Annotated in this window: 12 protein-coding genes; 5 read left to right on the top strand and 7 right to left on the bottom strand. The window is 72.5% G+C overall.

The genetic code is table 11. The annotated features are described in order from the left end of the window. Nucleotides 1-91 precede the first annotated feature (91 nt). Nucleotides 92-508 carry an SsgA family sporulation/cell division regulator gene (locus ACFYQA_RS12850; RefSeq protein WP_388915645.1) on the top strand — a complete coding sequence of 139 codons (417 nt, stop codon included), beginning with the start codon at nt 92-94 and terminating at the stop codon, nt 506-508. A 43-nt stretch (nt 509-551) separates the two neighbouring features. On the opposite strand, the gene ACFYQA_RS12845 is transcribed toward ACFYQA_RS12850, so the two are convergent. Next, nucleotides 552-1,805: an MFS transporter gene (locus ACFYQA_RS12845; RefSeq protein WP_386397097.1), complete on the bottom strand. Its 1,254-nt coding sequence runs from the start codon at nt 1,803-1,805 to the stop codon at nt 552-554. A 416-nt stretch (nt 1,806-2,221) separates the two neighbouring features. Between ACFYQA_RS12845 and ACFYQA_RS12840 the strand changes: the two genes are divergently transcribed. Further along, nucleotides 2,222-3,301, top strand: coding sequence for a GlxA family transcriptional regulator (locus tag ACFYQA_RS12840; RefSeq protein ID WP_388915642.1), 1,080 nt, complete (start codon nt 2,222-2,224; stop codon nt 3,299-3,301). A 513-nt stretch (nt 3,302-3,814) separates the two neighbouring features. Here the strand turns inward: ACFYQA_RS12840 and ACFYQA_RS12835 are convergent. The 3 genes from ACFYQA_RS12835 to ACFYQA_RS12825 form a co-directional block, all read right to left on the bottom strand. Further along, nucleotides 3,815-4,273 (bottom strand): ATP-binding protein, encoded by a 459-nt coding sequence (locus ACFYQA_RS12835; protein ID WP_388915639.1) that lies wholly within the window; start codon nt 4,271-4,273, stop codon nt 3,815-3,817. A 1,060-nt stretch (nt 4,274-5,333) separates the two neighbouring features. After that, nucleotides 5,334-5,840: an EF-hand domain-containing protein gene (locus tag ACFYQA_RS12830; protein WP_388915636.1), complete on the bottom strand. Its 507-nt coding sequence runs from the start codon at nt 5,838-5,840 to the stop codon at nt 5,334-5,336. Nucleotides 5,841-6,045: 205 nt separating this feature from the next. Beyond that, on the bottom strand, nt 6,046-6,426 hold the full coding sequence (locus tag ACFYQA_RS12825) for an STAS domain-containing protein (RefSeq protein ID WP_386397028.1): 381 nt from the start codon (nt 6,424-6,426) through the stop codon (nt 6,046-6,048). A gap of 360 nt (nt 6,427-6,786) precedes the next feature. Here ACFYQA_RS12825 and ACFYQA_RS12820 point away from each other — a divergent pair, with 360 nt between their 5' ends. Both ACFYQA_RS12820 and ACFYQA_RS12815 read left to right on the top strand, forming a co-directional pair. Next, nucleotides 6,787-7,368: a sigma-70 family RNA polymerase sigma factor gene (locus tag ACFYQA_RS12820; protein WP_388915633.1), complete on the top strand. Its 582-nt coding sequence runs from the start codon at nt 6,787-6,789 to the stop codon at nt 7,366-7,368. Nucleotides 7,369-7,703: 335 nt separating this feature from the next. Next, the gene (locus ACFYQA_RS12815) at nt 7,704-8,834 is read left to right on the top strand and encodes a maleylpyruvate isomerase N-terminal domain-containing protein (RefSeq protein WP_388915675.1); all 1,131 of its coding nucleotides are present in this window, start codon (nt 7,704-7,706) and stop codon (nt 8,832-8,834) included. Between the two features lie 314 nt (nt 8,835-9,148). On the opposite strand, the gene purU is transcribed toward ACFYQA_RS12815, so the two are convergent. Both purU and ACFYQA_RS12805 read right to left on the bottom strand, forming a co-directional pair. Then, on the bottom strand, nt 9,149-10,030 hold the full coding sequence (purU, locus tag ACFYQA_RS12810; RefSeq protein ID WP_388915631.1) for a formyltetrahydrofolate deformylase: 882 nt from the start codon (nt 10,028-10,030) through the stop codon (nt 9,149-9,151). Between the two features lie 46 nt (nt 10,031-10,076). After that, entirely contained in the window at nt 10,077-10,577 is a 501-nt protein-coding gene (locus tag ACFYQA_RS12805) for a hypothetical protein (RefSeq protein WP_386397019.1), read from the bottom strand. 118 nt (nt 10,578-10,695) lie between these two features. Between ACFYQA_RS12805 and ACFYQA_RS12800 the strand changes: the two genes are divergently transcribed. After that, the gene (locus tag ACFYQA_RS12800) at nt 10,696-12,012 is read left to right on the top strand and encodes an ABC transporter substrate-binding protein (RefSeq protein ID WP_388915629.1); all 1,317 of its coding nucleotides are present in this window, start codon (nt 10,696-10,698) and stop codon (nt 12,010-12,012) included. A gap of 110 nt (nt 12,013-12,122) precedes the next feature. On the opposite strand, the gene ACFYQA_RS12795 is transcribed toward ACFYQA_RS12800, so the two are convergent. Further along, the gene (locus tag ACFYQA_RS12795) at nt 12,123-13,859 is read right to left on the bottom strand and encodes a hypothetical protein (protein WP_388915627.1); all 1,737 of its coding nucleotides are present in this window, start codon (nt 13,857-13,859) and stop codon (nt 12,123-12,125) included. Nucleotides 13,860-14,034: the final 175 nt, after the last annotated feature.

Genomic DNA, 14,034 nt, shown 5'->3' with positions numbered 1-14,034 from the left:
CTTGACGGCGGAACCCCGCTCGATGTCCTGCTCCACAGGAGTTTCGTTTCCTCCCCCTCCTGAAGGCGGGAGTTTCCACGAAAGGACTCAGATGAAGAACTTCGTCGAGCAGGAGTGCGAGATGCGCCTGCTGGTCGCGCCGGGTCACAGCATCGGGGTGGAGACCCGCCTGTCCTACGACCCGCACGACCCCTACGCCGTCCGGGTCGACTTCCACGTCGGCACGCACGCCCCGGTGACCTGGCTGTTCGCCCGCGAGCTGCTGGACCGGGGCATGTTCGGGCCCTGTGGACAGGGCGACGTGCGGATCTGGCCCGTCGGTACCGGGTCGCGCCGCATGCTGTGCATCGCGTTGGCCGCCCCGGACGGACAGGTCCTGCTCGAAGCCCCGTCCGCACTGGTGGAGCAGTGGCTGCAGCGGACCTACCGACGGGTGCCCCCGGGCCACGAGACGCAGATGCCCGACCTGGAGCGGGAACTGTGCGGCCTGCTCGGCGAAAGCGCCTGAGGTCCGCAAGCGCCGGGTCGTCCGTCCCCGGGGCCGGGTTCTCTCAGCCGGCCGTCGCCGTCGCCTGCGCGGGCGTGCGCGGCCGCCTGCGGATCACCAGCGCCATCAGTGCCGCCGCCGCGCACAGGGCGCCGGAGGCGTACCAGACCACGTCGTAGGAGCCGAAGACGTCCCGCGCGACGCCGCCGAGGAAGGCGACGAGGGCGGCGCCGATCTGGTGGGAGGCGAGGACCCAGCCGAAGACGATGGCGCTGTCGTCGCCGTAGTGCTCGCGGCACAGGGCGAGGGTGGGCGGGACGGTGGCGACCCAGTCGAGGCCGTAGAAGACGATGAAGAAGATCATCGGAGGATGGACGCCGGGCGCCAGGAGCATCGGCAGGAAGAGCAGGGAGAGGCCGCGCAGGGCGTAGTAGACGGCGAGCAGGCGGCGCGCGTCGAAGCGGTCGGTGAACCAGCCGGAGGCGACCGTGCCGACGACGTCGAAGACCCCGATGACGGCCAGCAGGGACGCGGCGGTGGTGATCGGCATGCCGTGGTCGTGGGAGGCGGGCACGAAGTGGGTCTGGATCAGACCGTTGGTCGAGGCACCGCAGATCGCGAAGGAGCCGGCCAGCAGCCAGAACGGTCCGGTGCGCACCGCCGAGAACAGGACCTTGAGCGTGCGGCGGGCGGCGCCGGGGACGGGCTCGGGCTTGGGGACGAACTCCTTCGCCCCGTACGGCTTCTGGCCCACGTCGGCCGGGTGGTCGCGCAGCAGCAGCCAGACGAAGGGGACGACCGCGAGCGCGGCGAGCGCCACCGTGACGGCCGCCGGGCGCCAGTCGTACGTCGCGACGATCCAGGAGACCACGGGCAGGAAGATCAACTGCCCGGAGGCGGACGCGGCGGTGAGGATGCCGGTGACCAGGCCGCGACGTTCGGTGAACCAGCGGTCGGTCACGGTCGCGGCGAACGCCAGCGCCATCGAGCCGGAGCCGAGGCCCACCAGCAGCCCCCAGCACAGCATGAGCTGCCAGGCCGCCGTCATCCACACCGTCAGCCCCGAGCCGAGCGCGATCACGGTCAGGGCCACCGCGACGACCCTCCGGATGCCGTAGCGGTCCATCAGCGCCGCCGCGAAGGGGGCGGTGAGGCCGTACAGGGCGAGGTTCACGGAGACCGCGGCGCCGATGGTCCCGCGCGACCAGCCGAACTCCTCGTTCAGCGGGTCGATGAACAGCCCCGGCACCGCACGGAAGGCGGCGGCGCCGATGATCGTCACGAAGGTGACGGCGGCGACGAACCACGCGCGGTGGATACGGGGGCGGCGCGGGCCGGGGCGGTTCCGCTCGCTGCCGGCCCACGCTTCGGCCCGCTCCCCGGCGTCCGGCTGTTCCACGCGGCCCGACGGTTCCGGAGTGTCCGACGGTTCCGGAGTGTCCGGCTGTTCCGGGGTGTCCGGCTGTTCCGGGGTGTCCGGCTGTTCCGGGGTGTCCGGCTGTTCCGGGGTGTCCGGCTGTTCCACGCCGTCCGGCTGTTCCGGGGTGTCCGGCTGTTCCACGCCGTCCGGCTGTTCCGGGGTGTCCGGCTGTTCCGGGGTGTCCGGCTGTTCCACGCCGTCCGGCTGCTTCACCGTGCCGGCTGTCTCGCTCGTCTGGGTCACGCCATAGAGCTTCTGTACACGGGGCCCTCATATCGAGTGGCCCGAAGGACATCCTTCACTAGGATCGGGCCATGGAACCGGCCGACCGCACCCCCAGCACCTCCGACGCCGGCGCCTTCAGGCCGCACCGCGTCGTCGTCCTCGCCCTGGACGGGCTGCTCCCCTTCGAGCTGGGCATCCCGCACCGCATCTTCGGCCGTCCCCGTGACGCCGGGGGGCGGCCACTGTACGAGGTCGTCACCTGCTCCGTCCGGCCCCCCGGACCGGTCGAGACCGACGCCGACTTCACTCTTCACGTCGCTCACGGCCCGGAGGCCCTCGCCACCGCCGACACGGTGATCGTCCCGGCCTCCTACGAGCTCGGTCCGGTCTTCGACCGGGGCGAGCTGACCCCCGAACTGGCCGCCGCCCTCGCCCACGTCCGTCCCGGCACCCGGCTCGCCTCCATCTGCACCGGCGTGTACGTCCTCGCCGCCGCCGGTCACCTCGACGGCCGGCCCGCGACCACGCACTGGGCGGACGCCGCGCGGTTCCAGCGGCTCTTCCCGCGCATCGAGGTCGACCCGGACGTGTTGTTCATCGACGACGGCGACATCCTGACCTCGGCCGGGGTCGCGGCCGGCATCGACCTGTGCCTGCACATGGTCCGGCGCGACCACGGCGCTGCCGTGGCCAACGACGTGGCCCGTCGTACGGTCGTACCGCCGCACCGCGACGGCGGACAGGCACAGTACATCGAACGGCCGGTGCCCGATCAGCAGCAGACGTCCACGACCGGCGCCCGCGCCTGGGCGCTGGGCCGACTGCACGAGCCGGTCCAACTGCGCGACATGGCCGCCCAGGAGTCGATGTCGGTACGCACCTTCACCCGCCGCTTCCGGGAGGAGACGGGGATCAGTCCGGGGCGGTGGCTGACCCGGCAGCGGGTGGAACGGGCCCGATATCTGCTGGAATCCACAGATCTGCCCGTGGACCGGGTGGCCCGCGACGCCGGGTTCGGCACCGCCCAGTCGCTGCGGCAGCACTTCCAGGCGGAGCTGGGAGTGACACCGTCCGCGTACCGGCGGACGTTCCGGGCCGGAGGCGGGAACCAGGAGGGCGACCACGGGGGCTGGGGGCGAGAAGCGCGGCAGGGGCAGGCGCAGAACTGAAATCCTGAAAAGTTATCCACAGCCTGTGGATGGACCCGCCCCCGATCACGGTGCGGTGCCGACGTGATCGGGGGCGGCGATGGTGATGGCGGTGATGGCGCGGCGCCGCCCGTCCCGAGCGCGACGGCACCGCACCGCCTTCCGACTCCGGCACTCCCGCCCGGCTCTCCTCGGCCACGAGGAAAGCGGCGCCGGAATCACGACCCACACTCGCCGAGGGCTCCCGTCGTCGAAGTCCTCGCCGTCCCCTCGCGGCGAATCGCTGACGACCAGAGTGATCACACGGTCACGTCACGTCAACGCCGATTCGCTCAACGATGGATGAGTTTGCGAGGTATGCCCGTTTATTCGGCGCCGCGCACGGAAGCACGCCCGGCGCACCGGCTCGCACCCCGACTCGCACGGCCGTCCCGCCGTGCATCGGTGCACCTGCGCGTGCACACAACCGCGCACCCGCGCACTGGAGCCCCCCTGGAACCCCCGGCAGCCTCGGCGCCCTGGATCGCCGGCGCCCTACACCGCCTCGTACGCGAAGCCGCCCCAGGCCGGGGCGGCGGCCTCCCGCGCTGCCGTGCAGCGGTCGAGTTCGCACCAGATGCGCTTGCCGGCACCGTCGGTGCTCCAGCCCCAGCGGTCGGCCAGACCGTCGACAAGGGCGAGGCCGCGCCCGCCGGTGGCGTCGCCGTCCACACAGCGCGGCACCGGCGCCCTGTCGCTCCGGTCGGCCACCTCGAGGCGGACGGTGGCCTCCCCGGCCGTCGCACCCGGCAGGAAGAGTCTCAGTACGGCCGGACAGCCGGTGTGCACCACGGCGTTGGTGACGAGCTCCGAGACGAGCAGGATCAGCGTCTCGGCGAGCGGCTCGTCGGCCGCTATTCCCGAGCCGGCCAGACGCGAGCGGGTCCACCGACGGGCCCGTCCCACCTCAGCAGGGTCGGGCCGGATCTCCAGCTGCACTTGAAGCACCTGCACCGCTCACACCATCCGAACCGGCGGACACTTGGACTCGCGCCTCACGAGGGCCACGATCGTAGCCATTCTCTGCATGGCCTGGACAACGGCCTGGACGAGGGTCACGGAACGTGAATCCCTTATGGGCCAGCATGGTTGACGTACAGTCACGTCAACAAGCGCTTCGGGCATATTCCAGCGCGAAGGAGTACCCGTGCGGCATACTGTGCGACGCCCGCCCCGGCAAGTCGAACAAGCGGTGCCGGTCGGCCCTGTAGCGCGGCGAACGGCGGCAGGCACCGGCCGTTCCGGAGTCGCCTCGGGGGCAACTCCGGTGCGGTGCGTGCTCACAACCACTCGCATCCCACACAAGGTACCGGAGCGGACAGCCGACTCCGGGCCGTGACGAGTCACGCTCAGGACACAACCCGGTCTCAACGCTCCGTGATACCCGGATGCCACAATCCGCGACATTCGCGCGGAGCGATCCACGACGTCGAAGGCAGGGGACGGGGCGGGCGGTTCCGGCGAGCGGTTCGACAGCGAGCAGCCCATCACTCTCCGTGCCCCCTCCGGTACGTCGGGTCCGTAACCAGACGCGTTTGAGGTGCGGATGAACGTCCGCCTCCCAGGAGAAGCCCAAGCCTCCGCGTACCTGGAGACGGTCGCGGGCGCCACGTGGACAGCGGCACGGGCGGTCTCCGCGCGGACCGGCATTCCGGCGCACGGGCGGGCCCCGATCGGCCGGCCGAACTGTTCACGGGTCCGGGCGTGTTGCGCCACCGGTTCGCACGCGCGCGTGGCGGTGCCCGGTCGGTCGACCGCGATGCGGAGCGCTGCGACAGGACCGGCGTCCCGGCCGTCACGGGCCCGTGACGGCCGGGACGGGGCCGGGACGGGGCCGGGAACGGTACGGAGGCCGGTCCCGGGAAGCCGGAGTCGGAGTCGGTGACCGCGTACCCGCGCGCGGGAGGGCTGTCGGTGCCCGAGCTGCCGGAGCGGCTGAAGGTGGTCGACGCCCTCCCACGCGGCGAGACCCCGCGGAAGACACTCAAGCGCAAGCCGCGAAGCCTCGGGAGCGCTACTCGGGGACGGTGAAGTAGCGGGCGAAGGCGCCCACGATCTCTTCCTCGCCGATCCTGCCGTCGTCGTCCGTGTCCAGCGTGGCGGCGGCGGACTCCGCCAGTTCCTCGGGGACGCCGAGCACCTTCAGGACGCGGGCGGTCTCCTCGATGCCCACCTCGCCGTCGCCGCCGGCCACGGCGAGGGTCGCCTGCAGGAAGGGGCGGGCGATCTCGGCGAACCGGCCCGGATTGTCCCGCAGGCGCTTGACCGCGCCGTTCACGAACTCCTCGCGGGTGACGCGTTGGTCGCCGTCGCGGTCGGCGATGCCCGCCATGCCCTGCCAGAAGGCCTCCGCGCCGCCGTACAGGGCCTGGCCCTTGTCGGACCGGGCCCGGGTGCCGAACTCGGCCAGCAGCGCCTTGGCCGCTCCGCTGAAGTCCTCGCGGTCGATGTAGCCGTTGCCGTCCTGGTCGAAGATGGCGAAGCGGGACGCGATCCTGCGCTCGTATTCGCTGGTGACCATGTCTCTTTCAGGCCGCCTTAGTCAGTGGGTTCCCAGTGGGGTCGTCTCGCCCGGAGCGTACGACGCGCGGCGTCCTTCGTGAGCCCGGAAACGACGCTTGTACCAAGAACGGGAGAATTCCGGGACAACCATGTGGTCCGCGCGAGCACCCGCGGGGTGCGCGCGTCGGCCGCCCGCACGGGCCGCCGAAGGTCCCGGGGCCGGTTCAGGCCGAGAGCGGGCGCGAGTCCCCGTCCACCGCGGACGGGACGTCCGGGTGGACGTCGAAGAGACGGCGCACCCCGAGCGCGCCGAGCACCCGGTTGACGTGGCTGCCGTCGGCGGCTCCCTGGGCGGGAAGGATCAGCCGCAGACTGCCCTGACAGGAGCGGAGCAGCCGGCGGGTGGCGATGAGCACTCCCACGCCGCTGGAGTCGCAGAACCACACCTCGGAGAGATCGAGGACAAGGCTGTGTCTGCCTTCGGCCACGACGTCGTGCACGCGCTGGCGCAGCACCGGTGAGGTCATCAGGTCCAGTTCGCCCGACACCCGGAGCACGGCCCAATCACCCTGCTCCCCGTCGGTCACGTTGAAGGCCACCACCACGCCCTTCGCTCGCCGAAACGGAAGAAACGCCTACGCTTCTTTGCAGCGCGCCTGCCCACCGGCCGTGCCCTGAAACGCGACTCGAGAAACCGTAACCGAACAGAAAAGGCTTGTTTCAGTCACTTTCGCTCTCATTCGATCGGTTCCGATCGCCGATGGGCTGGGTAGGCACGCCACCGGACGGCATCCGACGTTCGCGCCGGCCACCTCTTACCACCTGGGGCCCGGCGGGGGCGCACTTTGCCGCAAAGGGGCGTGCGCGCGCGTGCGTGCCGACTACATTCGTGGAGCCGGCAGGCACCCGCCGGACCGGGCAGGACCTCCCCGGGACGCCGGAAGGAACAGGGGTGAAGGGGCCGCATGACGCAACGGAACGTACCGCCCCGCTGGGACCGCACGATGCAGCAGCGGCTCGCCCGCGGAGAGGCCGCCGCGCTCGGTGAGCTCTACGACCGGTTCGCCTCCCTCGTGCACGGCCTCGCCCACCGCGTCCTCGGCGACGAGAACGCGGCGGACACCGTCACGCGCGACGTCTTCGCCCACGTCTGGGAGCACCCGGACACCTACGACCCTCAACAGGGCCCGCTGCGCACGTGGATCGCCACGCTGGCCCACGGGCTGGCCGTAAAGCGGCTGCGCGCCGCCGGGACCGCCGCGCTCGCCCACGGCTGCGCCGGCAGTACGGAGGATCTGGAGCGCCAGGTGCGCCACGCCTCGGTGGCCGCCCGCGCGGACTACATCGTGCACGCCATGCCGGTACCGCTGCGGGCCGCCCTGGAGCTGGCGTACTTCCAGCGCAGGGACTACCAGCAGACCGCCGCCGACCTCGGCGTCACCGAGGACGAGGCCCGCCGCCGTCTCCGGCTCGGCCTCCAGTTGCTGGCCACGGCCCACGAAGCCGAGGCCCCGGGCGCCCCGCCCGGGATCGGGGGCGCGGCGTGAGCGACGACCGTTTCGAGCCGTACGACGGCCATGACCACGCCGGCCACCGCGAGGAGCACGAGGGAGGCGGGGAGCGTCAAGCGGATGCGGATGCGGACGCGGGCATGCGCACGGGCCCGGGAAACGGGGCGGACGGTACGCGCGAGCGGGGCATTCCGGGCGGGCCCGATGGCGGCGGGGGCGGACCGGACGACGGTACGGACCCCGGTGCCGGCCCCGACCGCGAGGCCGGGCCCGGCCACTTTGCCCGCAGACCGCCGCCCCGCGCCTTCGTCGAGGACACGGACACGGACACCGGCCAGTCCCTGCCCGCACCGGCACCGGCACCGGCACCGATGCCCGAGCCGCTGATGCTGGAGCACCGGGTACTGAAGTCGTTGCTGGGCGCGTGGGCGCTGGCCGCCTGCGCGCCGGAGGAGACGGCGGCCGTCGAGGAGCACCTCGGCGAGTGCGGGGCCTGCGCCGACGAGGCGCTGCGCCTGCGGGACGCCGTCGGGCTGTTGCAGCGGCCCGAGAGCCTCGACCTGGACCCGGGGCTGCGCACCCGCGTCCTGGAGTCCTGCCTCAAGCGGCGGCCGCCGCGCACCCCCGTGCCGGACTGGGCCTGTGCCTACGACGCCGAGACGGCGCGGCTGGACGCGCTGCTCCAGGACTTCGGCGACACCGAGTGGCACGCGCCCGTGCGGCTGCGCTGGTACGAGGCCGACGAGGCGGCCACCCGCCGCACCACCGTCGCCGGGGTCATCGCGCATCTGCTGGCGGTCGACGGGCTGGTCGCGGCCGCCCTCGGCCTGCCCGACCCGCTCGGCGACCTCGCGGACCTCGCGCCCGGGCGGGCCACCCCGTCGGCCCGCACCGAGGCGTTCTGGCGCGGAGCCCACCACCCGCCGACCCGCTCCGTGCGGGCGCCCTGGCGCGCGCAGACCCACGACCTGGTGCGGACGGTGTCCTTCACCGGCAGCAGGGCGGGGCGGATGCCGGTCTCGTACGGCGGCTACGAGCTGCCGCTGCACGACGCGATGCTGGACCGCGCCTTCGAATGCTGGGTGCACGGGGAGGACATCGCCGAGGCGGTGGACTATCCGTACGAGCCGCCGACCGGACGGCATCTGCACGGCATGGTCGACCTGGCCGCGCGGATGCTGCCGGCCGTCCTCGAAGCACGCCGGCAGGCCGGGCAGGAGGTCTCCACCGAGCGGCGGCTGGTCGCGGCCGGCGCGCCGGGGCGGAGCCTGCGGCTGGAGATCGAGGGGTCCGGCGGCGGGGAGTGGCTGATCCCGCTGGACTCCCCGGCGGCCAAGGGGTCCGCGGAGCACGAGGTGGCCCACATAGCGCTCGACGGCTCGGAGTTCTGCCGTCTGGCCGCGGGCCACGTCTCTCCGCAGGAGGCGGCCGCCGGGCAGGTCGGGGACAAGGCCGCCATCCGGGACGTCCTGCTGGCGGCGGCCTCGATGAGCCGGATCTAGGGCCTCTTGTTCGGATCAGGCGGGGCTCGCGGGGTCCGGCACCGCACCTCGCCGCGTTGCCGTCGGTCCCCAGAGCTCCTTCCCCGAGCCCTCGGCTCCTCCCCCGGCTACCGCTGGGAGGTGCCCCCCAGGCCCCCCAGGACCTCGCTCCCTGATCCGGCCCGATCCAAACGAAAGACCCCAGGGCCTGCCCGGATCCAGAGTCTGCCCGGATCCGGGACCTGCCCCGTGGGCCCGGGCCGGGGCCCGGGCCGGGGCCCGGGCCCCGGCCACGCGTCCCTGTGCCGCCCGTGCGCCGCCCGTGTCCCGACGGCTCAGGCGAAGACCACCGTCCGCCGCCCGTTCAGCAGGATGCGGCGCTCCGCGTGCCACTTCACGGCGCGGGCCAGCGCCTGGCACTCCACGTCGCGGCCGATGGCGACGAGCTGGTCGGGGTTGACGTCGTGCCCCACCCGCTCCACCTCCTGCTCGATGATCGGGCCCTCGTCGAGGTCGGCGGTGACGTAGTGCGCGGTGGCACCGATCAGCTTCACCCCCCGGGCGTGCGCCTGGTGGTACGGCTTCGCGCCCTTGAAGCTCGGCAGGAAGGAGTGGTGGATGTTGATGATCTGCCCGGAGAGCTGCTTGCACAGGTCGTCCGAAAGGACCTGCATGTAGCGGGCGAGGACGACGAGTTCGACGCGCTCCTCGCGCACGATCTCCAGCAGCTTCGCCTCTGCCTGGGCCTTGGTGTCCTTCGTCACCGGAATGTGGTGGAAGGGGATGTTGTACGAAGCCACCAGTTCGGCAAAATCGGTGTGATTGGACACCACACCGGCGATCTCCACCGGCAGCGCGCCGATCCGGGCGCGGAACAGCAGGTCGTTCAGGCAGTGGCCGAACCTGCTGACCATCAGGACGATGCGCATCTTCTCGTCGCCCCGGCTTATCCGCCAGTCCATCTGGAAGGCGTCACCGATCGCCGTGAAGCTCGCCCGCAGCTTCTCCACGGTCACGGGGGCCTCCGCGGAGAAGTGGACCCGCATGAAGAACAGCCCGGTGTCGTGGTCGCCGAACTGCTGACTGTCCTCGATGTTGCAACCGGTCATGAACAGGTAACTCGACACGGCGTGCACGATGCCCTGCTTGTCAGGACAGGACAGGGTCAGAACGTACTGGTCGGCCGGGGCCTCTGCTCGGCTGGGCTGCTCACTCATGCGGAAAAGGGTCCCATACGCGGATCCCGGCCGGAGAGCCGTTCCGCTACGCGGACCGGGTCAGAATGCTCAGCACCTCGAGGCTCTGCGGCGGAGTGTCGGGGTCCTCCCCGTCACTGGTCGCCAACCGCACGTGCGCGTCGCGCGCGGCACGCACCGCGTCCGGCCATCCCTCGTGCGCGAGGTAGGCGGTGACGAGCGCGTCCGGACCGACCTGGTGCACGATCCGCAGCACGCGCAGCACCGCGGTGTCCACGAGCGCCGCCTCCTGGGAGTCGCGGAAGATCGTGCCCACGTACTTCTCGGCGGACCAGTTGTCCAGCCAGGTGTCCTCGACCAGCCGGTAGACCGCGTCGGTGACGTCGCCGTAGCCGTCCACACCGGCCAGCCAGACACCCTGCTGGAACCCGGGGTCGGAAAGCATGTGCAGCGCGGAGCGCACATTGCTGCGCCAGCGCCACCATGGCATGTCGTTGAGTGGCATGCCGCCCATGGTGAGGGAGCGACGGCTTCGACGGGAAGAGTTCTCCGAACCTTGCACGGTCATCGATCGTACGTTTCCCCTCGCCGCCGGTCGCACGGGACCCGGCAATTCACCTCCGTGTCACCGCCCGTCGACCATGGGTCACCCCATGGTTGGCGATGTGGGGGAATCGTGCGTGAACATGACCGGTAGTCCGCGCAACCGCAGCCGCCTCCGCAGCGGCTTCCTCCCCCGCCGCACCTCCCGGCCGCTCGGAGCCGGCGCCCTGGCTTCGGGCGCGCTGGCTGCGACGATCCTGGTCACCGGGTGCGGAGTCGTCCCCGGCCCGGGAGTCGACAACGACGAACCGATCACCGTCATGACCTGGGCACCCGAGAAGACCAACGCCACCAACAAGCCGGGGATGCCCGCTTTCGCCAAGGCTTACGCCCGCTGGGTGAACGCCGAGGGCGGCATCAACGGCCGCGAGCTCAACGTGATCACCTGCAACGAGCGCAACGACAGCGTGGCCGCCTCACGGTGCGCCCGGACCGCCGTCAAGGAGAACGTGGTCGCGGTCATCGGCTCGTACAGCCAGCACGCCGACACCTTCCTGCCGACCCTCGAGGGCGCCGGCATCCCGTACATAGGCGGCTACGGCATCACCACCGACGAGTTCACCAGCCCGCTGTCCTACCCCGTCAACGGCGGCCAGCCGGCGCTGCTGGCGGGCCTCGGCCGTGCCCTCGCCGACGTCTGCGGGCCGGTCACCCTGATCCGCCCCGACACCATCGCGGGCGACCAGCTGCCCCCGCTGCTCAACTCGGGCCTGTCCGCGGGCAGCCACGAGCCGACCGCGGACCAGCGGGCGGCGGAGGAAGCCACCGAGTACGACGGGCAGGCGCAACGGGCCCTGGAGACCAGCACCGCCGACCCGGAGGCGGAAGGCTGCGTGGTACCCGCTCTCGGGGACCGCACCAGCACCTTCATGGACTCCTTCCGGCGCGCCCGCACCGACCACCCGGACGTGCGCACCGCGACCGTGCTGGGCAGCGTCGACCAGACGACGATCAACACGACCGGCGGGGCGTCGAGCCCGTACGAGGGGTCGTACGTCACCGGCTGGTATCCGGCGTCGAGCGACAGTCTCTGGGAGCCGATGAAGGACGTGATCAAGAAGGAGGCGTTCGGCGACAACCGGATCGACCCCGCCGACGCCGGTGTGCAGACCACCTGGATCGCCTACACGGTGTTCAAGCAGGTCGTCGAGTCGCTCGGCGGCGACGAGGTGAGCGCCGACACCGTGACCCGGACACTGAACGGCGGACTGAAGGTCGACACGGGCGGGCTCACCCCCACCCTGCGCTGGCAGTTCCAGGACAAGCTGGCCGCCGTCGGCTTCCCCCGGCTGGTCAACGCCAACGTGACCTTCCAGGAGGTCAAGAACGGACGGCTCGTGGCCGACCGCGACGGCTTCATCGACGTGACGGACACGCTGCACGACACCGACCTGGCCTGACGCGGCGGGACACGAGCCGTCCGCCACCGCCTCTCCGCCGTTCTCCGTCGGCCCCGCCGGACTGCTCCGGTCACCGCACGCCGGTCGCCCGGGCCGGGCTCCGGCACCGGTCACAGGTCGGTCGGCTGCCGCTCGGTCAGGCTGTGCTGCTTGGCGATCGTGTTCCACAGCTGGGCGGCCTTGGTCTTCTCGGCGGTCGCGGTACCGCTGTCCTTGTTGGCCGCCTGGGTCTCCCCGGTCGTGCGGGCCTGGCCCTTCCGACAGCCCTTCTTGCCCGCCGTCTGGTCGGCCCAGGCCGCGTAGTGGTTGTCGGCCGACGCCGACGCCTGCCACGCCTTGGTGAGTGCGTCGGTGAGCGCCGCGTGGTCGGGCAGCTTGTCCACCGACAGCTGGGAGAGGTCGGTGACCAGCTGGTTGCGCTGCCCGGCCGCTTCCCGCAGGTCCTGGGCCGCCTGCTGGAGATCCTTGCAGGCCTTCACCTTCTCCACCGCGCTGATCACCGTGGACCGGCTGTCGCCGCTGTGGGCCAGCAGCTTGTCCAGCTCGACGGCCTGCTCTTGGACCGGGTCGACGGACGGCTCGGCGGACGGCTCGGCCGACGGCGCCTCGCTCGCGGGCCCGGTGGCGGAGACCGGCTGGTTCTTGCCGTCGTCGTCGCCCCCGCCGCCGAGCAGCGCGCCCGCGCCGACGCCGAGGACCACGAGTCCGACGCCGACCGCCGCGATCAGCGGCACCTTCGAACCCGTACGGCCACCCCGGCCACCCCGGCCACCCCGGCCACCGGCGTCGCTCTCGCGGGCGGCACGGCGGCCGCCGCCGCCCTGCCCGGCCTGCGGGTAGGCGGGCTGCGGGTGCTCGATGCGGGGCATCTGCTGAGTGGACCCGACCGGGCTCTCGTCGCCGCCCGAGGTGCGGAAGAGGTTGTCGAACTCGGCGGGGGGCTGCCGGTCGCCTTCGTCGGCGGGACCACCGGAGGGAGCACCGGGCGCGGCTCCGTACGGCGCGCCCCGGGGCTGGTCGGTCACCGGGGCCATGAACTGGGTGGCTTCGGCATCGGGATTGCCCGCGTGCGCGGGCGGGCCCGGGTACCGGGTCGCCTCGGAGTGGTGTGCGGCGGGCATCTCGGGAGGCAGTGCTCCCGGGCCCACCGGGGGTATGAACTGCGTCGCGCCCTCGTCCATGGGCGCGGCGGGCACCGACGGCAGGAACTGGGTGGCCCCCTCCGACCCGTCGGGCAGCGCGCCCGTGCCGCCGGAGCCGTACGCGCCGGTGGGGGCGCCGTACCCGGAGCCGTGCTGCAGCGGCATCGGAGCACCCCCGCCCTGCTGCCCGTAGCCGTCCGGCCCCCCGGCCGCCGAGCCGTAGGCGGCACCACCGTACTGTCCGCCGTAGCCGGGGTCCTGGCCGGTGGCCTGCGGTGGCACCGGCGCGGACGGTCCGCCGGTGTCCGGGCCGTACGAGGAGTGGGTGCCGTGGGCCGGGGCCTGGGCGCCCTCGGGCGGCAGCGGGCCCGGGCCCTGCTGTCCCGCGGCCGGTCCCTGCGCGCCCCAGGAGGCCGGCTCCTGCGCGCCCCACTGCTGGGCGGGCGGGGACTGCCACTCCTGGCCGGACGGCGGGGGCGGCGGCGGGGACTGCGCGGGCGGCAGCTGCTGCTCGGGCCCCCATGGCGTGCCCCAGGTCTGGCCGCCGGGCGGCGCCGAGGCGGGCTCCCGCCCGCCCGGCGCGACCGGACCGGCCGCGGCGCCCGTCATGCCCGGCAGCAAAGGCTCGCCGCCGTCGGAGGGCAGCACGATGCCTTCGCGCGCGGGCCGCGCCGCGGGCTCCTCGCCCTGTCCACTCTGCGTCACCGGGACTCCTACCAATGGGGGACCTTGCGGATCGTCGGCTCACGCTACCGGGTCCCCGGAGCCCGGTGCTACGCAGCACAGGACGTGACCTCATGCCCTGTGAGCGCGGTAACAAAACCGGATCACCGCACGCTGTTCATGTCGCCTCTCCCACTCCGCTCCCGTATCAACTCCG

Origin of the sequence: Streptomyces sp. NPDC005774, assembly GCF_042871645.1 — a bacterium.
GTDB classification, from domain to species: Bacteria; Actinomycetota; Actinomycetes; order Streptomycetales; family Streptomycetaceae; genus Streptomyces; species Streptomyces pratens.
This window is presented reverse-complemented; position numbering and strand designations above follow the sequence as displayed.